The sequence below is a fragment of the Phenylobacterium sp. GW821-FHT12F10 genome (genome assembly GCF_058806695.1).
In genome coordinates this window covers 375,969-396,760 of sequence record NZ_JBXAPY010000001.1, presented here as the reverse complement: position 1 = coordinate 396,760, position 20,792 = coordinate 375,969, and the positions used below count along the sequence as shown (strand labels likewise).

Sequence of the window (20,792 nt, the reverse complement as noted above, 5' to 3'; positions counted from 1 at the left end):
GGTCAATTGAGCCGAGCGCGCGGCCGGCGCCTAATGCGAGAGGAAGACCGGAACCGAGGGGTCCTGCAGCATCCGCTCGGTGGCGCCGCCGAGGATCAGCTCCCGCAGCCGCGAATGGCCATAGGCGCCCATGACGAAGAGATCAGGCGCCCTGTCCTCGATATAGCGGTCAAGAACCGGGCCGATGGCGTGGCCCTTGGCGTCGACCTCGTCCACCACGGCCTTGACGCCGTGGGTCGCCAGATGCCGGACGGCCTCGGCCGCGAGGCCGGCGGTGGCGGAGGGCTTTTCATTGACGATGGTCAGGATACGGACCTGCTTGGCGCGGACCAGGATCGGCAGGGCGTCGGCCATGGCGCGGGCGGCGAAACGGCCGCCGTCCCAGGCCACAACGACGGTCCCGAGCTCATCGCCCTTGCCGACGGTTCCCGACTTGAACACGAGGGCCGGACGGCCGGAGCTGAAGATCACGCGCTGCGCCACCTCCCCCTGGCCATCGAAGCGGGTCGCCACCGGGACGATGCAGACGTCCCGCGTCCGAGCCCGCCGGGCGACATGCTCGGCCAGTTCGTGGATGTGGACCCGTTCGATGATGGCGTCGGACGCCAGGCCGGCCTGGGCCGCGGCCTTGGAGAAGTGCGCCGTCCGGGTCCGGCAGGCCTCCAGGCTCTTGGCCTCCTCTTCGGCGGCCAGGGCGGTGAGGCCCACCAGCTGCTCGGCCAGCAGATTGGACTTCACCGGGATCGCCACCTGGACGGCGAGGGCCGTGACCTTGCCCCCAAGCCGCGCGGCGAGCGTCAGAGCCTCATCGACGGTCTCCAGCGGGGTGGGGTCGGGATAGGAGTCGATGTGCAGCAGGATGTCGGCGAAGGCCATGGAACGCTCCATCAGATAAGACGCCTTGATCACAGATTGTAGGCCGACTCGCTTTGATGTCGCTCAAGGTCGCGTGCAGCCGCGCCCAAGGCGCTTGATCCCCATCAAGGCGAGCGCATGCTCAAAGTCCAGGATGCCACGCCGTGGAGATGAAGATGTCCGATAAGTCCCAAGAGCCCGCGAAGCTGCCGCATCCGGTCCGCGACGGCCTGGGCTTCTTCGCCGCCGCCTTCACCGCCCTGATGCGCACCTTCCTGCCGGCCCCCAAGGTGGTGGAGACCGACGAGGAGGTGGAGGAGGCCGACTCCGAGGACGGGGCCGCCCATCCCGGTCTGGAGAAGGTGGTCGCCAAGGCGACGCCCTTCCCCATCCACGATTGAGGCCTAGCCGGCCTTGGTCCGCCGCGCGGCCACCACCAGACCCACCAGGGCCGCGGCGGCGACGGCCAGGGCGGTGGCGGCGGCCACCGGATGCTCCTTGGCCTCGGCGGTGACGGTCTTGGAGACCTTGGCGGAGCGCTCGCGCACCTCGCCGGCGAGGGCCTGAGCGGCCTTGGTCAGCGCGGCCGAGGCCTTGGAAAATTGATCCTCTGCGCCTTCCTCCAGGCTCTCGGAGGCGCGTTTCAACTCATGCATGACGTCGTCGAGGGCGTCGTCGAGGGTGCTGGACAGTTTCTTGGCGAGGGGCTTGGGCATCGGACTTCCTTTCGGATGAGGCCCGCAGTCCACCCCCTCCGGGTCGCGGCCGCCTTGACCCTGGTCAAGCCGGAGCGCGCGCTTCCAGGGCCTTGGACACCTCGGCCAGGATCGCCTCGCGCGCGGCGTCGGAACGGGCGCGCTCCAGCCGCTCGTCCAGTTCGATGAGCAGTTGGGCGCGGGCGTTGTGCCAGTCGAGGGTGGCCGCCGCCTCGGGCGGCAGGCGGGGGGAGCCGCCGGGTTCCAGGGCCCCGGTGGTCCGGCTGATGGCGTAGGAATCGTCCAAGGCCGGGATGGTCAGCGACTCCGGATCGAAGCTCGCCTCCACCAGGCGCTCGCGCAGGCCTTCCAGGGCCTGCGGCTCGCCGTGCACGAGGAAGACCTTGCCCCCCACCGGCTGGCGGGCCTTGGCCCAGGAGGCCAGGGTGGTGGCGTCGGCGTGGCCGGAATAGGCGTCGAGGATGCGGATGCGGGCCGCCACCCGGACATCATCGCCCTGAATCTTGACCCGCTTGGCGCCCTCCGACAGCAGGCGGCCCAAGGTGCCCGCGGCCTGGAATCCAGACAACAGCACGGTGGCCCCGCGGTCCCACAGCCAGCGCTTCAGGTGCTTGCGGATCCTTCCGGCGTCGCACATGCCGCTGCCCGCCATGATGATGTGCCAGCCCGACAGCCGCTCCAGGCTGTCGCTGTCCCACGGCTTGTCCAGGAACTTCAGCCGGCCCGAGGCGCGGACATCCTTGAAGGGGTTCCAGCCGGTGTCCCTGTTCCAGCCGCGTTCGACGAAGATCTTCGAGGCCTTGATGGCCAGGGGCGAGTCCAGGAAGACGTCGGTCTCCGGCACCTCCCCGGTGTCGATCAGGGTCAGGATGTCGGCCAGCAGCTCCTGGGAGCGCTCCACGGCGAAGGCCGGGATCAACAGCGGTCCGCCGGCCTCGTGGGCGGCGTTCAGCTCCTCGGCCAACCGCCGGCGGCGCAGGGCCGGATCGACCGGTTCCCGCGGCCGGTCGCCATAGGTGGACTCGATCACCAGGTGATCGACGCCCGCCGGCCCCTGGGGGTCGGGAATGAAGTCCCGGCCGCCCGGGCCGAAGTCTCCGGAGAACAGGATGCGGACCGGGCCTTCCTCGGTGTCGACGGTGACCTCGATGGAGGTGGCGCCCAGGATGTGGCCGGCCTCCCAGTACAGGGCGCTGATCCCCGGGGCGGCGGCGACCGGCTCCCCCAGCTTGACCTTCTCGAACAGCTTCATGGTCCGCGCCGCGTCGACGGCGCGGTAGATGGGTTCGACGAGGGGGCGGCCCCGCCGCTGGTTGCGGCGATTGAGCTGCTCGACCTCGCTCTCCTGGATGCCCCCGGCGTCGGCCAGCATGATCTCGCAGAGGTCCCGGGTGGCGGCCGTGGCGTGGATCGGCCCCTTGAAGCCGGCCTTCATCAGCTTGGGCAGCAGGCCCGAATGGTCGATGTGGGCGTGGGTCAGGAGGACCGCGTCGATCTCCTTCACGTCGAAGGGAAAGGGATCGTAGTTCAGGGCCTTGAGGGTCTTGGGGCCCTGGAACATGCCGCAGTCGATCAACACCGTGGCCTTGTCCGTCTTCAGGCGCGCGCAGAAGCCGGTGACGCAACCGGCCGCGCCGTGGAAGGTAAGCTGGACGGTCATCGGCGGAGGTCTTTCAGGGCTTGGGCCAGCAACGGCGCCAGCGAGGCGGCGTTGGTCGGATGGGGGCACGAATCGCTGGAGAAGATCCGGCGCGCGCCGGCCTTGCGCAAGCGCAGCTCCGCGTCGGCGTCGAACAGGGCGTGGGTCACCACCACGTCGATCTCCGCGGCCTTGAAGGCCTGGAGCTGACGGATCGCGGCCACCAGGGTGCCCCCCGTCGAACAGACGTCGTCGATCAGCACGATGTGCCGGCCGGCCACCCGCGCCGGATCCGCGAAGGTCAGCTCGACCTCCCGGTCGCCGCGGCGGGTCTTGAGGAAGGTGGCGTGGGCGGTTCCGAGGTGGCGGGCCAGGGCGGCCGCCCAGGCCTCGGACTCGATGTCGGGGCCGATCACCAGGGCGCCCGGCGGCGGCGGCGGCAGGGCGGCGGCGAGGGGCTCGGCGGCCGACAGGGCCACCACCTCGGCGCCGTTGAAGGCGGCCTCCAGGTCCGTGGTCCGGTGCAGGTGCGGCTCGACGGTGACGATGGCGTCGAAGGCCTCCCCCAGCAGCCGGCCGGCCACGTCGCGGCTCAGGGGCTGGCCGGGCCGGAACACCTCGTCCTGGCGCATGTAGCAGAGATAGGGGGCCACCAGGACCACCCGTCCGGCGCCGCGCCGACGCAGGGCGTCGGCGGCCAGCAGCAGGGGCATGAGCTTGGCGTCGGGCCGGTTGAGGGAGCGATAGATGGCGACATCGCCTGCCGCCGGCCCGACCTCGGGCAGGCTCTCCCCATCGGGAAAGACGTACAGGCCCGCGATGTGCAGGGGCGCGCCGAGGGTCTCGGCCAGGCGTGAGGCCGCGGCCCGTTCGTCGGCGAAGGCGTGGACGCCGCTGATCATGCCGACACCGTCACGCCGCAGTCCTCGCCGCCGGCCTCGACGGCGAAATGGAAGTCGCTGGGCTCCGAGCCGTGAATGCGGAACAGGGGCTCGCCGGCCCGCACGGTGTCGCCGACCTTGAACAGCAGATCCAGGCCCGCGCCGGGATCGTTGGGCGCCCCGGCCAGGCGCGCGATGGTGGCGATGCGCAGGCAGTCGATGGCGTCCACCCGGCCGTCCCGGGGCGCGGCGACCTCATGGACCAGGGTCCCCAGCTGGGCCTTGATCGGCGAGGGGCCTTGGGCCGCGATCATGTCGTCGAGCTTGCGCCGCGCCGCGCCGCTCTCCAGCAGCTCGCGGGCCCGGTGCTCGCCGGCGCCGATCGGCAGGGCGGGATCGGCCTCCAGCACCCGGCCGGCCAGGCGGATGGCCTTCTCGCGCAGATCGAGCGGCGCGTCCTTGCGGTTCTCCAGCACCTCCAGGACGTCGCGGACCTCCAGCACCGGGCCGACGCCGCGGCCCACCGGCTGGTGGCCGTCGCTGAGGATGACGTCGAGGCTGAGGCCCAGGCGGCTGGCGACGAACTCGAACAGCTTCTTGAGGCGCAGGGCGGACCCGGCGTCGCGGATCTTGGCCGAGGGGCCGACCGGCACGTCCAGGACCAGGTGGCTGGAGCCGGCGGCGATCTTCTTGGACAGGATGGAGGCCACCATCTGCTCGGCTGTGTCGATGGACAGGGGCCGCTCCACCGAGATCAGCACGTCGTCGGCCGGCGACAGATTGACCCGTCCGCCCCAGACGATGCAGGCGCCGCAGGTGTCCACCACGTGGCGCATCTCGGCCTCGTCCAGGTCCACCCGGGCCAGGACCTCCATGGTGTCGGCGGTGCCGGCCGGCGAGGTGATGGCCCGCGAGGAGGTCTTGGGCATGCGCAGGCCGTGGGCCGCGACGATGGGGGCGACGATCAGGGATGTGCGGTTGCCGGGGATGCCGCCGATGCAGTGCTTGTCCACCACCAGGCCGTGATCCCAGGTCAGCTTGCGGCCCACCGACACCATGGAGCGGGTCAGGGCCAGGGTCTCCTCGGCGGTCATGAAACTGGCGCAGGCGATCAGGAAGGCGGCCACCTCCATGTCCGACCAGCGATGATCGGCCAGGTCGCGGGCGATGGCGTCGAACTGGAGCTGGTTCAGGGTTTCGCCGGCCACCTTGGCGCGGACGTGATCGAGGCTGCGGGCGGGCCGCGCCGGGGCGATCTCGACGCTGGCGCCGGCGGGCACGCCGAGTCGGTGGAACAGGGGCTCGGGCAGGCCCACCTCGCCGGCCCCCACGACGCTGGGATCGTCGCAGACCATGGGCGAGGCCAGCAGGCTGCGCCCGCCGGCGCGCACCTCCACCTTGCGCATGCCCACCAGCCGCTGGGGCCGCAGGGCGTGACAGTCGCGCGCGATGACCGCGACGTTTTCCCGGTAGGTGTCCAGCGGGATCGGCCTTGCGATCAGGCGCGCCCAGCCTTCCTGCGAGACGGTTCCTGTCGGTGGTGCGGGGTTCGAAGTCATCGTCGGAACCTGCGGTATCGCCAGGACGCCGCCCTGATCGAGATCAAACCCCGGCGCCCGGCCCGCGGTCGGCCCTACGGGCCGGGGCCGCCTCCGTAAGACTACTTAGGGGGACGCCCCGAATTTCCCGCGCCCGTCCTGGAGCGTAACCATAGCGCATCAAACGAGGGAACTTGCTGATGACCCAGGCCCATCTGCTCAACGAAGTCCAAGTCGCCAACGCCTTCGCCGCGCCGGCCAACACCGCCGCCAACGATATCATGGCGCGGATGGGCGTCCGGATGACCTTCGCCAAGGACGAGGAGATCTACGGCCAGGATGAGGAAGCCGACTTCATCTACCGCGTCGTCAGCGGCGCGGTGCGCACCTCGCGCCTGATGAGCGACGGTCGGCGTCAGATCGGCGGCTTCTACTACGCCGACGAAACCTTCGGGGTTGAGACCAATGGCCAGCACCGGTTCTCCGCCGAGGCGCTGAGCGACTGCGTGGTCCTGGTGCTGAAGGCCTCGGCCCTGCGCTCGGCGGTCGGCGAGGACGCCTTCCAGCGCCTGGTCTGGGCCGAAACCAATCGCGAACTGAGCCGCACCCAGGATCACCTGCTGCTGCTGGGCCGTAAGACCGCCTCGGAAAAGGTCGCGAGCTTCCTGATGGAGCTGGCCGACCGCCGCAGCGCCGAAGCCGTCACCCTGCCCATGGGACGCCAGGACATGGCCGACTATCTGGGCCTGACCATCGAGACCGTCTCGCGTATGCTGACCCAGTTGCAGAGCGCCCTGGTGGTGGAGTTCACCGGCGCCCGCCGCTTCCGCGTCAACAACCGCGGAGCCCTGGCCCGCATGGCCGCCTGACACTTCCCGGCGTGAGGGACGATGCGATGACCTACACCACCGTCCTGGTTCACGCCGAATCCAACCCGGAGGCCGCCGAACGCCTGACCCTCGCCGCCCAGGTCGCCCGCAAGTTCGACGCCACCCTCCTCGGGGTGGGGGTTGAAATGGTGGACTGGATGGGATTGAGCGATCCCTATGGCATGGTCGCCGCCGAGTGGGTGGCCCTGGCCCGCGAGCAGGTGGACAAGGATCTGGCCGCGGCCGAGGCCCTGTTCCGCAGCCACGCCGGCGCCGGACGCCACGAATGGCTGGCGCTCAGCGAGGCCCCCGCCCCGGCGCTGTCGCGCACCGCGCGCCGCGCCGATCTGATCGTGGCCGGCTGCGCGCCTCCGGACGATACCGCCCCCCTGCGCACCGCCGACGCCGCCGAACTCATCCTGCAGAGCGGCCGCCCCGTCCTGGTGGCCCCGCCCGGCGCCGTGGACCTTCGCGCCGAGCGCGTCCTTGTGGCCTGGAAGGATAGCCGCGAGGCCCGCCGCGCCACCGCCGACGCCCTGCCCTTCCTCAAGCGCGCCGAGGAGGTGGTGGTGATGGAGGTCTGCGATGCGGAAGGCGTCTACGACGCCGAGCAGCGCACCCTGGAGGTGGCCCGCCACCTGCAGAGCCATGGCGTCACCGCCCGTCCGCGGGTCAAGGTCGCTGCGGCCGCCCGCGCCGGGGTCGAACTGAACATCGAGGCCGAGGCCATCGGCGCCGACCTCATCGTCTCGGGCGCCTATGGCCACAGCCGGTTGCAGGAATGGGTGCTGGGGGGCGTGACCCGCGACTTCCTGCGCCGCCCCGAGCGCTTCGTCCTCTTCAGCCACTAGATCCTTCGCGGCCATGGCCCTTCCGGCCGGGCTCGCCCCCCTCACGAGAACGCCCACCGTCCAGGTTCTGGAGGCGGGCGTTCGTGTGGGCGGATGAGGCGGGATCAGTCGCGGGTCTTGCGGTCCTCCGAGCGGGTGGCGAACCGCCCGTAGGCGAGAACCACCATGAAGCTGACGAAGCCGACGACGACCATGGTGAGGTAGGGGGTCAGGTGAAAAGCCATTCTTTCTCTGTGCTCCGGGAAGTGCTGAACCCAGGATCAGAAATCCCGCCCTGGCCCGCCTTGACGGAGATCAAGCTTCACCGTCAGGGCTTGGCCTTCTCTCCCGGCCCGGGGCAGGGGAACTCCGCCTCCAGGGACAGGCGGATCAATTCGGCGGCCGCGTGGACCTGAGCCTCCGGGTGGGCCACCAACTGGGTCATCACCGCCCCGCGCACCTGTTCGGCCGTGGCGCCCGCGGGCAGGCAGATGGTGCGGCGGTCCGGCGAGCGCCGCGCCTCGCGGGCCAGGAGCTGATCCACCGAGCCCACCAGATAGCCCAGGCAGAGCACGCTGCTGACCTCGGCGTCGGGACCCTGGGCCATGCAGAGGGCGACGAACTGGCCGCCGTTCATGTAGCCGGGCACGCCGGGCGGCGGGGGCGGAACAGCCGTCACGATGGAGAGGGCCAGGAGCCAGATCATATCGTCTCCACCGGGCGGGACGCCGGGCCTCGACCCTCGCCCATTGAGGGTCCGCCGCCTTGCGTTGGATCAAGCGCAGCGGGGGGTTGACCTACATCAAGGTCCGCCGCCCCGCGACGGGTTTACGAAACTGGAGGGGCGATGACGGCCCCGGACCGCGTGAGTTTCAGTCGATGGATTACAAGGCCGCGTTTCGCACCGCTCTCGAGCAGATTCATGCCGAGGGACGTTATCGGGTCTTCGCCGACCTGAAGCGTCATCGCGGTCAATTCCCGAAGGCGACCTGGACGCGCGAGGACGGGACCTCTTCGGAGGTGGTCGTCTGGTGCTCCAACGACTATCTGGGCCAGGGCCAGAACCCGGTGGTGCTGGACGCCATGCACCAGGCCATCGACGAGGCCGGGGCCGGGTCGGGCGGCACCCGCAACATCTCGGGCACCACCCATTACCATGTCGAGCTGGAGGCCGAGCTGGCCGACCTGCACGGCAAGGAGGCGGCCCTGCTGTTCACCTCGGGCTACGTCTCCAACGAGGCCTCGCTGTCGACGCTGTACAAGATCCTGCCGGGTCTGGTGATGTTCTCCGACGAGCTGAACCACAACTCGATGATCTCCGGCATCCGGGCCGGCAAGCGCGAGCAGCGCCGGGTGTTCCGCCACAACGACCTGGCCCACCTGGAGGAGCTGCTGGCCCGCGAGCCCGCCGACGCGCCCAAGCTGATCGCCTTTGAGAGCGTCTATTCCATGGACGGCGACATCACCGACATGAAGGCGATGGTGGCGCTGGCCAAGAAGTACAACGCCATGACCTATCTGGACGAGGTCCATGCGGTGGGCATGTATGGCCCCCGCGGGGCCGGCGTGGCCGAGCGCGACGGGGTCATGGACCAGATCGACATCATCGAGGGCACCCTGGCCAAGGGCTTCGGGGTGATGGGGGGCTATATCGCCGCCGACGCGGTGATCGTCGACGCCATCCGCTCCTATGCCGACGGCTTCATCTTCACCACCTCGATCCCGCCGGCCCTGGCCGCCGGGGCCGTGGCCTCGATCCGCTACCTCAAGGACCACAACGAGATCCGCGAGGCCCACCAGGAGCGGGCCGCGGCCCTGAAGGCCAGGCTGGCCAAGGCCGGCCTGCCGGTGATGCCGTCTGAGAGCCACATCGTCCCGGTGCTGGTCGGCGACCCCCACCACTGCAAGATGATCTCCGACATCCTGCTCGAAGAGCACGGGGTCTATGTCCAGCCCATCAACTACCCCACCGTGCCCCGCGGCACCGAGCGGCTGCGCTTCACGCCGTCGCCGGCCCACACCGACGCCATGATGGACGACCTGGCCCGGACCCTCGAAATGCTGTGGGAGAGCTGCAACGTCCGGCGGATGGGCGGCTACGCCGCCTGAGGCGGCCGCGGCGACAATCTTCGGTCTTGTGCCGGATCGCAATCGATCCTAGCCCAGCACCATGTCGCCGTCTCCGCATCCGCCGTTGAGCCCAACGATCGCGGCCTGGCGTGGCTATGGCCTCTCCATCCTGGGCGTGGCCCTGGCCCTGGGCGCGCGCCTGGCCCTCGGCCCGGTCTTCGAAGGCCGGCCGATTCTGCTGCTCTTCGCCCCGGCGGTGCTGTTCGCCGCCGCGGTGGGGGGACCCTGGCCGGCCCTGCTGGCCGCCGCCCTGAGCCTGGGCGGCGCCGTGGCCGTCAGCGACACACACCTGTTCAACGACCCGGCCGAGCTGGCCGAGGCCGTGCTGTTCGTGGCCCTGGCGCCGGCCATCGCCTATGGCGGTTTCCGCCTGCAGCGACAGTCGCGCCGCGCCGCCGACGCGGTGCTTCACCTGGCCCAGCGCGAAGACCACCTGCAGTCCATCCTGGCCACCGTGCCCGACGCCATGGTGGTGATCGACGAGCAGGGGGTGATGCAGTCCTTCAGCGCCACGGCCGAGCGGCTGTTCGGCTGGAAGGCCGCCGAGGTCATCGGCCGCAATGTCAGCATGCTGATGCCCCAGCCCTATCGGGACGCCCATGACAGCTATCTCGACCGCTATCGCCGCACCGGCGAGCGGCGGATCATCGGCATCGGCCGAGTGGTGGTGGGCGAGCGCAAGGATGGCTCGACCTTCCCCATGGAGCTGGCGGTGGGGGAGATGCAGTCCCAGGCCGAACGCTATTTCACCGGCTTCGTCCGCGACCTCTCCGAGACCCAGGCCACCGAGCGCCGCCTGCAGGATCTCCAGGCCGAGCTGGTCCACGTCTCGCGGCTGACGGCGCTCGGGGAGATGGCCTCGGCCCTGGCCCACGAACTGAACCAACCGCTCTCGGCGATCGCCAACTATGTGAAGGGGTCGATCCGCATCATGGATCAACCGGCCCCGGACACCGCCAAGGTGCGCAACGCCCTCGTCCAGGCCGGCGAGCAGGCCCTGCGGGCCGGGGAGATCATCCGGCGGCTGCGCGACTTCGTCTCCAAGGGCGAGACCGAGCGCCGCATCGAACCTCTCCCCCAGCTGATCGAGGAGGCCGGCGCCCTGGCGATGATCGGCGCCAAGGAATACGGGGTGCGCCTGCGCTTCGACCTGGCTCCCGAGCCCCGGATGGTGCTGGCCGACAAGGTGCAGGTGCAGCAGGTGCTGCTGAACCTGCTGCGCAACGCCATCGAGGCCATGCACGACAGCCCCGTGCGTGAACTGACCGTGGCCTCCATTCCGGGGCCCGACGACATGGTCACCATCACCGTCGCCGACACCGGCCCGGGCATCGACCCGCAGATCATCCAGCGGCTGTTCCAGCCCTTCGTGACCAGCAAGAGTCAGGGTATGGGCGTCGGACTTTCCATTTCGCGCACGATCATCGAAGCTCACGGCGGCCGCATCTGGGCCGAGCCAGGCCCGAAGGGCGGTACGGTGTTTTCCTTCACCCTGCGCGCGGTTCCCGAGGAGGAGCTTTCTGTTGCCGGCTGATTGCGTCCACATCATCGACGACGACGAGGCGATCCGCGATTCCCTGAGCTTCCTGCTGGAGAGCGCGGGGTTCGACACCCGCACCTACGACTCGGCCGAGCAGTTCCTGGAGAGCGCCGCGGGCCTGTCGGCCGGCTGCATCGTCAGCGACGTGCGGATGCCGGGGATCAACGGGCTGGAGATGACCCGCCAGCTCAAGGCGATGCAGGTGAACCTGCCGATCGTGATGATCACCGGCCACGGCGACGTGCCCCTGGCGGTGGAGGCCATGAAAGCCGGCGTCACCGACTTCCTCGAAAAGCCCTTCAACGACGAGGCCCTGCTGAACGCCATCAAGGTGGCCCTGTCGGAGAGCGCCCCGGGGGGCGGCGCCGTGCTCGCCGAGCCGTTCCGCGAACTGCTGGCCCAGCTGTCGCCCCGGGAGACCGAGGTCCTGCGCGGCGTCGTCGAGGGCAAGGCCAACAAGGTCATCGCCTTCGAGCTGGGGATCAGCCCCCGCACCGTCGAGGTCTATCGCGCCAATGTCATGACCAAGACCGGCGCCGCCAGCCTGTCGGAGCTGATCCGCATGGCCCTGCTGGCCGGGTTCGCCTAAGCCCTGGATTGCGCTGCATCAAATACGCACGTCCCGACTGCCCCTAGGGTCTCCAGCTTAGAGTGGAGACCGGACTGCGTGTCGAACCCCCCGCCCAACATCATTCTCGTGGACGACGACATCGCCCTGCGCACCGCCCTGACCTTCACCCTGGAGCTGGACGGCTTCGTGGTGACCGCCCTGGGCAGCGGCGAGGATCTTCTCAACTGCACCCTCCCGGGGGCCCCGGCCTGCCTGGTGCTCGACCAGAACATGGGGGGCCTCACCGGCCTCGATTGCCTGGCCGAACTCCGCTCGCGCGCCATCGACATGCCGGCCCTGCTGATCACCAGTCATCCCCGCCAAAGCGTCCGCGACACCGCCGCGGCCCTGGGAGCGGTGATCGTCGAGAAGCCGCTGCTGGGGGACGCCCTGCTCTCGGAGATCGACGCGGCGCTGAAGCGGCAGGCGGCGAACCTGAACTAACTCCCCCACGGCCGAGTTGACTCCCATCAAGGCGCCCGGCCCCGACCCCGCGCCAGATGAACTCGACTGCAAGGGAGATTTCGCCGTGCGCCCGAAAGGTGACGTCCCGACCCCCGATTCCGCCGCCCCGCCGGAGGCCGAGCTGCAGCGGCGGATCGTCGAGGTGCTGGACGAGAACCACCTGATGAGCGTGGCCACCAACCGCAGCGACGGCTGGCCCCAGGCGACCCTGGTCAACTATCTGCGGGAGGGCCGCGCCCTCTGCTTCGTGGTGGCGCGCGACAGCCAGAAGTTCGCCAACATCGTCCGCGACCCGCGGGTGTCCCTGGCGATCGGCGGCGGTTCGCCGGGCGCCCGGGGCCTGTCGATGTCGGCCCGGGTCCATGAGGTGACCGAGCCCCACCGGATCGAGCAGATCAACAAGCTCATCTGGGCGCGCGCCGAGGCGAAGGCGTTTTCGCCCCACCCCCTGTCGGCGGCCGTCGCGGTGCTGCAGGCCGATCCGGAGATCGTGGCCCTGACCGACTACGCCGTCCCGCCCGGCCGCCGGGACCTGGTGCGGATCGTCGAGGACTGGCGCGTGGAGAGGCTCTAGGCCGCGGCCGCGCCGAGACGGCCGATGGTGCGAAGCCAGGCTTCCCGACGGGCGGGCTTGCCCTCGACACCGCCCAGGATCGAGTGCCGGATCGGGCTGACCCCGGAGATCCAGAGGATGCCGCGCTCCAGGGCCCGCAGGCCGGCGGCGTCGAACACCCAGCGGAAGATGGGGGCCGGCATGCCCATGGTGACGATCATCCGGGCCGAGCGTCCCTTCAGCAGGCCGCCCATGCCGCCGCCGTCCTTGCGCAGGGCGAAGCCGTAGCGGAACACCTGTTCCAGGAAGGCCTTCAGCAGGGCCGGCGCACCCCCCAGCCACAGCGGAAAGATGATCACCACATGGTCGGCCCAGGCGATGGCCGTCTGGGCGCTGGCGATCACCGCCGGCGGCGGGCTGTCCTCGAAGTCCTGTTTCGAATGGATCATCGGGAAGTCGAGGGCGCCCACGTCGATTCGGCGGATCATGTGGCCGGCCTCGCTGGCGCCCCGGACATAGGCGTCGGCCAAGGCCGCGGCGAACCGCGTGCCGGCGGGATCGGGGTGACCGTTGATGACGACGATCTTGCGGGCCATCAAAGCGCCTTGGCGTGGCGCCCGGCTTCAGGGGCGAAATAGGTGTCGAAGACCGCGCAGACGGTCCTCACCACCAGGCGGCCAAGGTCGGTGACAATCAGGCGGTCGCCCTGCATCACCACCATGCCGTCGTCGGCGAAATCGGTCAGCTCGGCGAGTTCGTCCTTGAGGTCGGCCAGGACGCGCCCGTGACGGGCGCAGACCGCACCGAGGTCCACCTGCAGGTCGCACATCAGCCGCTCGATGATCTCGCCGCGGAACCGATCCTCCGGCGTGACCGGAACACCGCGGGCGATGGGGAGGTCGCCGGCGGCGATCGCCGCGCGCCAGCCCAGTTCCTGGGCCACGTTCTGCACCAGACCCTGGGGCAGGCTGCCGATGGCCGAGGCGCCGAGGCCCAGCAGGGTCTGGGCGCTGTCGGTGGTGTAGCCCTGGAAGTTGCGGCGCAGGCGGCGCTCGGTCTGGGCGCGGGCCAGGTCGTCGGTGGGCAGGGCGAAGTGGTCCAGGCCGATGCGGACATAGCCCGCCGCCATCAGGTGCTCGGCGGCCGCCTCGCTCTGGTCCAGGCGCTCGGCGGCGCCCGGCAGGGCGGCCTCGTCGATGAGCTGCTGGTGGGTCTTCATCCAGGGCACGTGGGCGTAGCCGAACAGGGCCAGGCGCTCGGGCCGCAGGGTGAGGATCTTGTCCACCGTGCTGAGGGTGTTGACCGTGGTCTGCTTGGGCAGGCCGTACATCAGGTCCAGGTTGATGGAGCCGACCCCAGCCTCCCGCAGCCAGCCGACGCAGGCGGCGATCTGTTCGAAGCTGACCTCGCGGTTCACGGCGGTCTGGACGGCGGGCGTCAGGTTCTGCACCCCCAGACTCGCCCGCGACAGGCCGTGGGAGGCCGCGGCCTGCACCCAGTCGCGGGTCAGGACCCCCGGGTCGAGCTCGGCGGCCACCTCGGCGTCGGCGGTCAGGTCGAAGATCTGGCGCAGCCGGCCGAAGATGGCGGTCATCTCCTCCGGCGACAGCATGTTGGGGGTGCCGCCGCCCAGGTGGATGGCGTTGGCCGCCAGGCGGTGCGGCAGGGCCTGCTCCAGCAGGTCCATCTCGGTGATCAGGTGATTGACGTAGTCGCGCACCGGCTCGTGGCGGTTCACCGCCCGGGTGTTGCAGCCGCAGTACCAGCAGAGCTGGGCGCAGAAGGGGATGTGCAGATAGAGCGACACCGGATCGGTGGCCGGCAGCTCGGCGAGCCAGCGGCGGTAGGTGGCCGCGTCGACCTCGGGGGAGAACTGGACCGCGGTGGGATAGCTCGTATAGCGCGGGGCGCGACCGTCGTACTTGGCGATCAGTTCGTCCATCGCCAGGGTGACCGGCTTGGGAGCGTGCAGGACAGAGGGCGGGGTCGACAAGGCGGCGGTCTCCGGAACGGTGTTCGCGCCATTGAGACTCAATGGCCTTCCCGCGCCCTGACCTGGATCAAACCCGCGGCAGCGGCGCGTCCTCGGGGTCGTCGATGAGGATTCGGGCGGCGTCGCCGTCGGGGTCCTCGTACTGGCCGTTGCGGACCGTCCACCAGAAGGCGCCCAGGCCGATGAGGGCCAGCAGGACCGAGAAGGGGGCCAGCAGGAAGAAGATGTTCATCGGCCGGCCCGGTTCATGCGCAGGGCGTTCAGCGTGACCGCCAAGGAGGAGCCCGACATGGCCAGGGCCGCCAGGAACGGATTGATCAGGCCCAGCATCGCCGCCGGCGCCGCGATCAGGTTGTAGAGGGCCGAGAAGCCGAAGTTCTCCAAGGCCCGCCGGCGCGCCGTGCGGGCGACGTCGAAGGCGGTGACCACCGCCCCCAGGGCCTCGCCGGAGAACACCAGGTCGGCGGCGTTCTGGCTGGCGTCCAGGGCCGTGCCCGGCGCCATGGCGGCGTGGGCCTTGGAGAGCGCCGCGGCGTCGTTGAGGCCGTCGCCCACCATCAGCACCTTCTGGCCCGCCAGGGACAGGGCCTCGACGGCCTCGGACTTCTCGAAGGGGGTCAGGCCGGCGCGCCACTGTTCGACGCCCAGTTCGTGGGCCACGGCCGCCACCGGACCGGCGTGGTCGCCGGAGAGGATCTCCACCGTCAGGCCGCGGGCCTTCAGGTCCTCGATGGCCGCCCGGGCGTCGGGGCGGATGGCGTCATGGAAGGTGAAGCGGATCTTGGTCTCGCCTTCGAAGGCGAACCAGAACTCGCTCTCGTTGGCCGAGGGCTCGGCGACGCCGACGAAGGCGGCGCGGCCCAGGCGCGCGCGGCGGCCGCCGATCACGCCCTCGACGCCCTGGCCGGGGGTCTCCACCACGTCCTGGGCCAGGGTCTCGCCCGGGTCCTCGGCGGCGAGCGCGCGGGCCAGGGGATGGGCCGAGGCCCGCGCCAGGGGCGCGGCCAGGGCGATGGCGGCGGGGACCGGGTCCACCAGAGTCGGCCGTCCCAGGGTCAGGACCCCGGTCTTGTCGAACACCACGTGGGTGATCTCGGCCAGCCGCTCCAGGGCGGCGCCGGACTTCACCAGCACCCCCTTGCGGAACAGCCGCGCCGAGGCGGTGATCTGCACGGCCGGCACGGCCAGGCCGAGCGCGCAGGGGCAGGTGATGATCAGGACCGCGACGGCCCGCAACAGGGCCTCGCGCGGACCCAGGCCGAGGCCCCAGCCCAGGACGAAGGTCAGGGCCGCGGCGGTGTGGACCACGGGCACATAGATGGCCGCGGCGCGGTCGGCCAGGCGGACATAGAGGGACTTCGACTGGGCGCCGGCGTCCACCAGCCGGGCGATGGCGGCCACGGCGGAGTCGTCGGAGCGGGCCAGGGCCTGGAGGGTGAGCGTCCCCCACAGATTGAGGCCCCCGGCGCGGCAGACCTGGCCGGGTCGCACGGCGATGGGGCGCGTCTCCCCGGTCAGCAGGGCGTTGTCGAGCTCGGAGCGGCCGGACTCCACATGGGCGTCGACCGGGATGCGCTCGCCGGGCCGCACCAGGATCAGATCGCCGACGGCGACCTCGCTGAGGGGCTTGCGGTGCTGGGCGCCGGCGGCGTCGAGGACGGTGGCGCTGGGCGCCTGCATGGCCAGCAGGTCGGCGGCGGCGCTGCGGGCGCGGCTGCGCAGCTTGTGATCCATCCAGCGGCCGATCAGCAGCAGGAAGAGCAGGGAGACGGCGGCGTCGAAATAGGTGTCGCGGCCGTGCAGGAAGGTCTCGACGAAGCTGATCCCCAGGGTCAGCAGGACCCCCAGGGAGATCGGCACGTCCATGTTGGCGCGGCCGACCTTCAGGGACCGCCAGGCGGACTCGAAGAAGGGCATGCCGGCATAGAGGGCGCAGGGGGCGCCGATCAGACCGCTGAGGATCTGCATCATGGTGCGGGTGGAGTCCCCCAGTTCCTGGCCGAACAGGCCGGCCCACAGGGGCACCGAGAACATCATGGCGTTGCCGGCGCCGAAGGCGGCGACGCCGAGCGCCAGGGCCAGGCGGCGGCCCTCCTTGTCGTGGGCGGCCGCGGCCAGGCCGGGATCGTAGGGGGCGGAGGGATAGCCCAGCCGCTCCAGGACGCTCATCACCCGGGCGGGGTCGCCGGTGCGATCGGCGAAGGTGACGGTGAACTTGCCGGAGGTGAGGTTCAGGCGGGCGCGCTCGACGCCGGGCATGGCGGCCACCGCCGTCTCGATCTTCGACAGACAGGCGGCGCAGCGCGCGCCCTTCACCAGCAGGTCCAGGGTCGCGCCGCCGTCCTTGTCGGACTTCAGGAAGGCCGAATAGTCGGGCGCCGCGTCGTAGGTCACCGCCATGTCAGCCTCCGCTCGGCCTCGAAGCGGGCGCCGGCGCGGTTGCTGGCCACCAGGCTCAGGTCCCAGGCGCCGGTGAGGCCGGCGACGCGGGCGACATAGGTCCCGGGCGCGGTCTCGGCGAACTTGGCGGTCTTGCGGCCGGACTCGGTGGCCGGGCGCTCCAGCTTGGCGTGGACGGCGAGCCCGGTGACCGGGGCCCCCGCGCGGTCGCGGAAGGACACCGTGACGCCGCCACCAGCGCCGGACTGGGCGGTGGCGCGCCAGCCGAGGCGATCCTGGGCCGCCAGCTGGGCGAGCTTCTTATTGTAGGCGACGCCGTCCTCGTAGGGGGTCACAGAGACCTCTCCGGGGAAGGTGCGGATGGCCATGACGGTGAAGCCGGTGTCCACGGCGATCACGACGAGGAAGAAGCCGACGATGATGGCCAGGACGTGGAGGCCACGCAGCTGGAATCCGGTGGGGGATGCGGTCTGGCTCATCGCGCGTTCGCGGCTCCCGAGAGGAAGTTGGTCTTGACGGTCATGGCGTCCCCATCGGCCCGCAGGGCGAAGGCGGCGGGCATGTTGGGGGCGTCGATGGCGGCGGCCGGGACGGTGACGAAGACCCGCACGGCGCGGACCTCGTTGGGCTCGACGCGGACCCGCAGGGCCTCGCCGTCGGTGGCCGCGCCGGGGGTGCGCAGGCGGGCGCCCGGCGGTCCGGTGAAGGCGATCGCCACATCCTTCGGATAGAAGCCGCGGTTGGCGATCTTCAGGGTGTACCCGTCGCGGATGGCCCCGTCATGCAGGCGCACGAACATCGGATTGCGGTCGCGCAGGACGTGGACGTCCAGGGCGCTGCGGTGGGTCATGCCCCAGATCATCAGGGCGCTGACCAGGGTGAGCGCCACGGCGTAGTAGGCGGTCCGCGGGCGCAGCAGGCGATAGACGGGGGTCTGGCGGACCACGCGGGCGGCCACGGCGGCGTCGGTGTCGTAGGCGATCAACCCCTTGGGCCGGCCGACCTTCTCCATGATCTCATCGCAGGCGTCGATGCACAGGCCGCAGTTGATGCACTCCAGCTGGGAGCCGTCGCGGATGTCGATGCCGGCGGGGCAGACCACCACGCAGGCGTTGCAGTCGATGCAGTCGCCGCGGCCCTCCCAGGTCGCGCCCTTCTTGTGGGGGCCGCGGGTCTCGCCGCGGTCGCGCCGGTAGGTGACCTGCAGGGAATGCTCGTCCAGCATCGCCCCCTGGATGCGGGGCCAGGGGCAGAGATAGGTGCAGACCTGCTCGCGCATGAAGCCCGCGAAGGCGTAGGTCGTCACCGTGAGCAGGGCGCAGAAGATGTAGGCGGTGGCCGGCGCCTGGCCGATCCAGAAGTGGCGGATCAGGGTGGGCGCGTCATGGAAGTAGAAGATCCACGCCCCGCCGGTGCCGAAGCCGATGGCCAGCCACACGGCGTGCTTGCCGATCTTGCGCCAGGCCTTGTTGAAGGACCACGGATCGGCGTCCAGCTTCATGCGGGCGTTGCGGTCGCCCTCGAAGGCCCGCTCCACATAGATGAAGAGGTCGGTCCACACCGTCTGCGGGCAGGCGTAGCCGCACCAGAGGCGACCGAACATGGCGGTCACCAGGAACAGGGCGAGCGCCGAGATCACCAGCAGGCCGGTGATGAAATAGACCTCCTGCGGCCAGAGCTGGATGCCGAAGAAGTAGAACCGACCGCCGGCGAAGTCGACGAGCACCGCCTGGTCCGGAAGGGCGCCGGGGCGCTCCCACCGGATCCAGGGGGTGACGTAGTAGATCGTCAGCATGACGATCAGCAGGATCCACTTGATCCGTCGCCACTGGCCATGGACCAGCTTGGGATAGATCGGGGTCCGGGGCTTGTAGAGGCCCAGGGTGAAACCCTTGGCCCGCGCCTTGGCCGCCGCGGAGACGGGGCCGGACCCCTCTCCGGTCGGGGGCGGCGTGGGCTTGGTCCGATCGATGACGACGGTCATGGGGGTACGCTCTACTGGCCGCCGGCGTTGGCGTGGATGTAGACCGCCAGGGCCTTGATGGTTTCGGGGCTGAAGCGGGCCTCCCAGGTGGGCATGACACCACCCTGGCCGTTCCAGATCTGGTTGTGGATGTCGGCGCGTTCGGGCCCGTAGAGCCAGTCGGCGTCGGTCAGGTCAGGGGCGCCCTTGGTGATGTCGCCCTTGCCCTGGGGTCCGTGGCAGATGGAGCACTGCTCGATGAAGACCGGCGCGGCGCGCTTGATGGCGGCCACATTGGCCGGCCGCCGCGAGAGGGCGACCACGAACTCGGTCAGGTCGTCGACCTGGGCCGGCTGCAGCATCTGATCCCGACCGAAGGCCGGCATCTGCGACTGGCGTGCGTGCGGGTTATCCGAGCGGATCCCCACCTGGATGGTGTGCTGGATGTCCTCCAGGGTGCCACCCCAGAGCCAGACGTCATCGCGCAGGTTGGCGTAACCCTTGGCGCCGGTGCCGCCCACGCCGTGACAGGTGGCGCAGTTGTCGCCGAACACCGACTGGCCCACCGCCAGGGCGTAGGCCTGGAGCTTGGGATCCTTCTCGATGGTCTCCAGCGAGGCGGTCCGGAGCATGGCCCCCTCGGCGCCGCGCAGGTGCTGCAGTTCGGCCAGCTGCTTGGCCACCTCGACGCGGTCGGACTGGTGCAGGACCCCCTTGGCGTAGCTGTTGACGCCCGGCCAGGAGGGCATCAGCACCCAGTAGATCGCCGCGATGACGATGCAGCCGTAGAAGATGTACAGCCACCAGCGGGGCAGCGGATTGTCGAGTTCCCGAATGCCGTCCCACTCGTGGCCGGTGGTTTCGACGCCGGAATGTTCGTCGGTTTCACGATGGGACATGGTCGTCCTCACTGTCCTCCAGCGGCAGAGCCGCGAGGCGTTTGAAATCTTCGGCGTGACGTGGCCAGAGGGCGTAGATCAAGCCGGCGAAGAACAGCAGCCCAAAGTAGAGGGTGCCGCCCTGCTGGGCGAAGCGCGCGAGCGCCTCGTAAGAGAGGTCGCTCATCGCTGATTCTCCGGGCTTTCCGCGTGATAGGTCCGGAAGTCCACCAGGCCGCCCAGCATCTGGAGATAGGCGATCAGGGCGTCCATCTCGGTCAGCCGGCCGGGATCGCCGTCGAAGTCGCGCTGGGCGATCTTGGCGCCGTAACGCTTCTTCAGGGCCGTGGCGCGGGAGTCGAAGGGATCGGCCTGGGCCTCCAGATCGTCCGTGGCGTGGTCGATCTGATCCTGGGTGTAGGGCACCCCGACCTTGGTCATCGCGGCCAGCTTGTCCTGGATGTCGCGATAGTCGAGATCCTTGTCACGCAGGAAGGCGTAGGGCGGCATCACCGATTCCGGCACCACCGACCGGGGATCGGTCAGGTGGTCACGGTGCCAGCCGTCGGAGTACTTGCCCCCGACTCGGGCCAGGTCAGGCCCGGTGCGCTTGGACCCCCACTGGAACGGGTGGTCGTACATGCTCTCGGCGGCGAGGCTGTAGTGACCGTAGCGTTCGACCTCGTCGCGCAGGGGGCGGATCATCTGCGAGTGGCAGACATAGCAGCCCTCCCGGACGTAGATGTCCCGGCCCTCGAGTTCGAGGGGGGTGTAGGGGCGAACCCCGTCCACCTTCTCGATCGTGCTCTCGAGGTAGAAGAGCGGCGAGATCTCCACCAGGCCGCCGATGGAGACGACGATGACGATGCCGATGATCATCCAGAGCGAATGACGCTCGAAGTTGGCGTGTTTCTTCCACATGGTCTGGCCCC

Annotated in this window: 23 protein-coding genes; 8 read left to right on the top strand and 15 right to left on the bottom strand. The window is 70.1% G+C overall.

Annotation, left to right across the window (positions count from 1 at the left end):
- Positions 1-30: 30 nt before the first annotated feature.
- Entirely contained in the window at positions 31-876 is an 846-nt protein-coding gene (locus AC1RN5_RS02010) for a universal stress protein (protein WP_493039606.1), read from the bottom strand.
- A gap of 155 nt (positions 877-1,031) precedes the next feature.
- Between AC1RN5_RS02010 and AC1RN5_RS02005 the strand changes: the two genes are divergently transcribed.
- Positions 1,032-1,256 (top strand): hypothetical protein, encoded by a 225-nt coding sequence (locus AC1RN5_RS02005; protein WP_493039605.1) that lies wholly within the window; start codon positions 1,032-1,034, stop codon positions 1,254-1,256.
- Positions 1,257-1,259: 3 nt separating this feature from the next.
- Here AC1RN5_RS02005 and AC1RN5_RS02000 read toward each other — a convergent pair whose 3' ends face one another.
- The 4 genes from AC1RN5_RS02000 to AC1RN5_RS01985 all read right to left on the bottom strand — a co-directional run bounded on the left by AC1RN5_RS02000 (position 1,260) and on the right by AC1RN5_RS01985 (position 5,650).
- Positions 1,260-1,571: a hypothetical protein gene (locus AC1RN5_RS02000; protein ID WP_493039604.1), complete on the bottom strand. Its 312-nt coding sequence runs from the start codon at positions 1,569-1,571 to the stop codon at positions 1,260-1,262.
- A gap of 64 nt (positions 1,572-1,635) precedes the next feature.
- Positions 1,636-3,231, bottom strand: a complete 1,596-nt coding sequence (locus AC1RN5_RS01995; RefSeq protein ID WP_493039603.1) for an MBL fold metallo-hydrolase — start codon at positions 3,229-3,231, stop codon at positions 1,636-1,638.
- Positions 3,228-4,112, bottom strand: coding sequence for a ribose-phosphate diphosphokinase (locus AC1RN5_RS01990; RefSeq protein WP_493039602.1), 885 nt, complete (start codon positions 4,110-4,112; stop codon positions 3,228-3,230). Before AC1RN5_RS01990 ends, AC1RN5_RS01995 begins: the two co-directional genes overlap by 4 nt.
- Positions 4,109-5,650, bottom strand: a complete 1,542-nt coding sequence (locus AC1RN5_RS01985; RefSeq protein ID WP_493039601.1) for a thymidine phosphorylase family protein — start codon at positions 5,648-5,650, stop codon at positions 4,109-4,111. Before AC1RN5_RS01985 ends, AC1RN5_RS01990 begins: the two co-directional genes overlap by 4 nt.
- A gap of 179 nt (positions 5,651-5,829) precedes the next feature.
- Here AC1RN5_RS01985 and AC1RN5_RS01980 point away from each other — a divergent pair, with 179 nt between their 5' ends.
- Together AC1RN5_RS01980 and AC1RN5_RS01975 are read left to right on the top strand one after the other, a co-directional pair.
- Positions 5,830-6,498, top strand: a complete 669-nt coding sequence (locus tag AC1RN5_RS01980) for a helix-turn-helix domain-containing protein (protein ID WP_493039600.1) — start codon at positions 5,830-5,832, stop codon at positions 6,496-6,498.
- 26 nt (positions 6,499-6,524) lie between these two features.
- Positions 6,525-7,349, top strand: coding sequence for a universal stress protein (locus AC1RN5_RS01975; RefSeq protein WP_493039599.1), 825 nt, complete (start codon positions 6,525-6,527; stop codon positions 7,347-7,349).
- 307 nt (positions 7,350-7,656) lie between these two features.
- On the opposite strand, the gene AC1RN5_RS01970 is transcribed toward AC1RN5_RS01975, so the two are convergent.
- On the bottom strand, positions 7,657-8,034 hold the full coding sequence (locus AC1RN5_RS01970) for a Rap1a/Tai family immunity protein (protein ID WP_493039598.1): 378 nt from the start codon (positions 8,032-8,034) through the stop codon (positions 7,657-7,659).
- A gap of 173 nt (positions 8,035-8,207) precedes the next feature.
- On the opposite strand from AC1RN5_RS01970, the gene hemA reads away from it, so the two are divergent.
- The 5 genes from hemA to AC1RN5_RS01945 all read left to right on the top strand — a co-directional run bounded on the left by hemA (position 8,208) and on the right by AC1RN5_RS01945 (position 12,647).
- The gene (gene hemA, locus AC1RN5_RS01965) at positions 8,208-9,437 is read left to right on the top strand and encodes a 5-aminolevulinate synthase (RefSeq protein WP_493039597.1); all 1,230 of its coding nucleotides are present in this window, start codon (positions 8,208-8,210) and stop codon (positions 9,435-9,437) included.
- A 61-nt stretch (positions 9,438-9,498) separates the two neighbouring features.
- Positions 9,499-10,992, top strand: coding sequence for a sensor histidine kinase (locus AC1RN5_RS01960; protein WP_493039596.1), 1,494 nt, complete (start codon positions 9,499-9,501; stop codon positions 10,990-10,992).
- Positions 10,982-11,587 (top strand): response regulator FixJ, encoded by a 606-nt coding sequence (gene fixJ / locus AC1RN5_RS01955; protein WP_493039595.1) that lies wholly within the window; start codon positions 10,982-10,984, stop codon positions 11,585-11,587. The genes AC1RN5_RS01960 and fixJ overlap by 11 nt, the downstream gene beginning before the upstream one ends.
- 78 nt (positions 11,588-11,665) lie before the next feature.
- On the top strand, positions 11,666-12,052 hold the full coding sequence (locus tag AC1RN5_RS01950; protein WP_493039594.1) for a response regulator transcription factor: 387 nt from the start codon (positions 11,666-11,668) through the stop codon (positions 12,050-12,052).
- An 85-nt stretch (positions 12,053-12,137) separates the two neighbouring features.
- On the top strand, positions 12,138-12,647 hold the full coding sequence (locus AC1RN5_RS01945; protein ID WP_493039593.1) for a pyridoxamine 5'-phosphate oxidase family protein: 510 nt from the start codon (positions 12,138-12,140) through the stop codon (positions 12,645-12,647).
- Here the strand turns inward: AC1RN5_RS01945 and AC1RN5_RS01940 are convergent.
- The 9 genes from AC1RN5_RS01940 to ccoO form a co-directional block, all read right to left on the bottom strand.
- Positions 12,644-13,222 (bottom strand): NAD(P)H-dependent oxidoreductase, encoded by a 579-nt coding sequence (locus AC1RN5_RS01940; protein WP_493039592.1) that lies wholly within the window; start codon positions 13,220-13,222, stop codon positions 12,644-12,646. The genes AC1RN5_RS01945 and AC1RN5_RS01940 overlap by 4 nt on opposite strands.
- Positions 13,222-14,619 (bottom strand): oxygen-independent coproporphyrinogen III oxidase, encoded by a 1,398-nt coding sequence (gene hemN, locus AC1RN5_RS01935; RefSeq protein ID WP_493039591.1) that lies wholly within the window; start codon positions 14,617-14,619, stop codon positions 13,222-13,224. Before hemN ends, AC1RN5_RS01940 begins: the two co-directional genes overlap by 1 nt.
- Before the next feature lie 67 nt (positions 14,620-14,686).
- Positions 14,687-14,851, bottom strand: a complete 165-nt coding sequence (gene ccoS / locus AC1RN5_RS01930) for a cbb3-type cytochrome oxidase assembly protein CcoS (protein ID WP_421932873.1) — start codon at positions 14,849-14,851, stop codon at positions 14,687-14,689.
- The gene (locus tag AC1RN5_RS01925) at positions 14,848-17,019 is read right to left on the bottom strand and encodes a heavy metal translocating P-type ATPase (protein WP_493039590.1); all 2,172 of its coding nucleotides are present in this window, start codon (positions 17,017-17,019) and stop codon (positions 14,848-14,850) included. Before AC1RN5_RS01925 ends, ccoS begins: the two co-directional genes overlap by 4 nt.
- On the bottom strand, positions 17,010-17,498 hold the full coding sequence (locus tag AC1RN5_RS01920; protein ID WP_493039589.1) for a FixH family protein: 489 nt from the start codon (positions 17,496-17,498) through the stop codon (positions 17,010-17,012). The genes AC1RN5_RS01925 and AC1RN5_RS01920 overlap by 10 nt, the downstream gene beginning before the upstream one ends.
- Positions 17,495-19,003, bottom strand: a complete 1,509-nt coding sequence (gene ccoG, locus AC1RN5_RS01915) for a cytochrome c oxidase accessory protein CcoG (RefSeq protein ID WP_493039588.1) — start codon at positions 19,001-19,003, stop codon at positions 17,495-17,497. Before ccoG ends, AC1RN5_RS01920 begins: the two co-directional genes overlap by 4 nt.
- Before the next feature lie 11 nt (positions 19,004-19,014).
- Positions 19,015-19,881 carry a cytochrome-c oxidase, cbb3-type subunit III gene (gene ccoP / locus AC1RN5_RS01910; protein WP_493039587.1) on the bottom strand — a complete coding sequence of 289 codons (867 nt, stop codon included), beginning with the start codon at positions 19,879-19,881 and terminating at the stop codon, positions 19,015-19,017.
- Positions 19,868-20,047: a cbb3-type cytochrome c oxidase subunit 3 gene (locus AC1RN5_RS01905; protein ID WP_304697491.1), complete on the bottom strand. Its 180-nt coding sequence runs from the start codon at positions 20,045-20,047 to the stop codon at positions 19,868-19,870. The genes ccoP and AC1RN5_RS01905 overlap by 14 nt, the downstream gene beginning before the upstream one ends.
- Entirely contained in the window at positions 20,044-20,781 is a 738-nt protein-coding gene (gene ccoO / locus AC1RN5_RS01900; RefSeq protein ID WP_493039586.1) for a cytochrome-c oxidase, cbb3-type subunit II, read from the bottom strand. Before ccoO ends, AC1RN5_RS01905 begins: the two co-directional genes overlap by 4 nt.
- Between the last annotated feature and the right edge of the window lie 11 nt (positions 20,782-20,792).

Bases quoted from the DNA above. Each gene is read 5' to 3' on its own strand.
- AC1RN5_RS01925 (WP_493039590.1), bottom strand. From the start codon at position 17,019: ATGGCGGTGACCTACGACGCGGCGCCCGACTATTCGGCCTTCCTGAAG.
- ccoP (WP_493039587.1), bottom strand. From the start codon at position 19,881: ATGTCCCATCGTGAAACCGACGAACATTCCGGCGTCGAAACCACCGGC.
- AC1RN5_RS01940 (WP_493039592.1), bottom strand. From the start codon at position 13,222: ATGGCCCGCAAGATCGTCGTCATCAACGGTCACCCCGATCCCGCCGGC.
- AC1RN5_RS01990 (WP_493039602.1), bottom strand. From the start codon at position 4,112: ATGATCAGCGGCGTCCACGCCTTCGCCGACGAACGGGCCGCGGCCTCA.
- AC1RN5_RS01995 (WP_493039603.1), bottom strand. From the start codon at position 3,231: ATGACCGTCCAGCTTACCTTCCACGGCGCGGCCGGTTGCGTCACCGGC.
- AC1RN5_RS02000 (WP_493039604.1), bottom strand. From the start codon at position 1,571: ATGCCCAAGCCCCTCGCCAAGAAACTGTCCAGCACCCTCGACGACGCC.
- ccoO (WP_493039586.1), bottom strand. From the start codon at position 20,781: ATGTGGAAGAAACACGCCAACTTCGAGCGTCATTCGCTCTGGATGATC.
- AC1RN5_RS01970 (WP_493039598.1), bottom strand. From the start codon at position 8,034: ATGATCTGGCTCCTGGCCCTCTCCATCGTGACGGCTGTTCCGCCCCCG.
- AC1RN5_RS02010 (WP_493039606.1), bottom strand. From the start codon at position 876: ATGGCCTTCGCCGACATCCTGCTGCACATCGACTCCTATCCCGACCCC.
- AC1RN5_RS01975 (WP_493039599.1), top strand. From the start codon at position 6,525: ATGACCTACACCACCGTCCTGGTTCACGCCGAATCCAACCCGGAGGCC.
- ccoG (WP_493039588.1), bottom strand. From the start codon at position 19,003: ATGACCGTCGTCATCGATCGGACCAAGCCCACGCCGCCCCCGACCGGA.
- AC1RN5_RS01985 (WP_493039601.1), bottom strand. From the start codon at position 5,650: ATGACTTCGAACCCCGCACCACCGACAGGAACCGTCTCGCAGGAAGGC.
- AC1RN5_RS01980 (WP_493039600.1), top strand. From the start codon at position 5,830: ATGACCCAGGCCCATCTGCTCAACGAAGTCCAAGTCGCCAACGCCTTC.
- ccoS (WP_421932873.1), bottom strand. From the start codon at position 14,851: ATGAACATCTTCTTCCTGCTGGCCCCCTTCTCGGTCCTGCTGGCCCTC.
- AC1RN5_RS02005 (WP_493039605.1), top strand. From the start codon at position 1,032: ATGTCCGATAAGTCCCAAGAGCCCGCGAAGCTGCCGCATCCGGTCCGC.
- AC1RN5_RS01960 (WP_493039596.1), top strand. From the start codon at position 9,499: ATGTCGCCGTCTCCGCATCCGCCGTTGAGCCCAACGATCGCGGCCTGG.
- hemA (WP_493039597.1), top strand. From the start codon at position 8,208: ATGGATTACAAGGCCGCGTTTCGCACCGCTCTCGAGCAGATTCATGCC.
- AC1RN5_RS01920 (WP_493039589.1), bottom strand. From the start codon at position 17,498: ATGAGCCAGACCGCATCCCCCACCGGATTCCAGCTGCGTGGCCTCCAC.
- AC1RN5_RS01905 (WP_304697491.1), bottom strand. From the start codon at position 20,047: ATGAGCGACCTCTCTTACGAGGCGCTCGCGCGCTTCGCCCAGCAGGGC.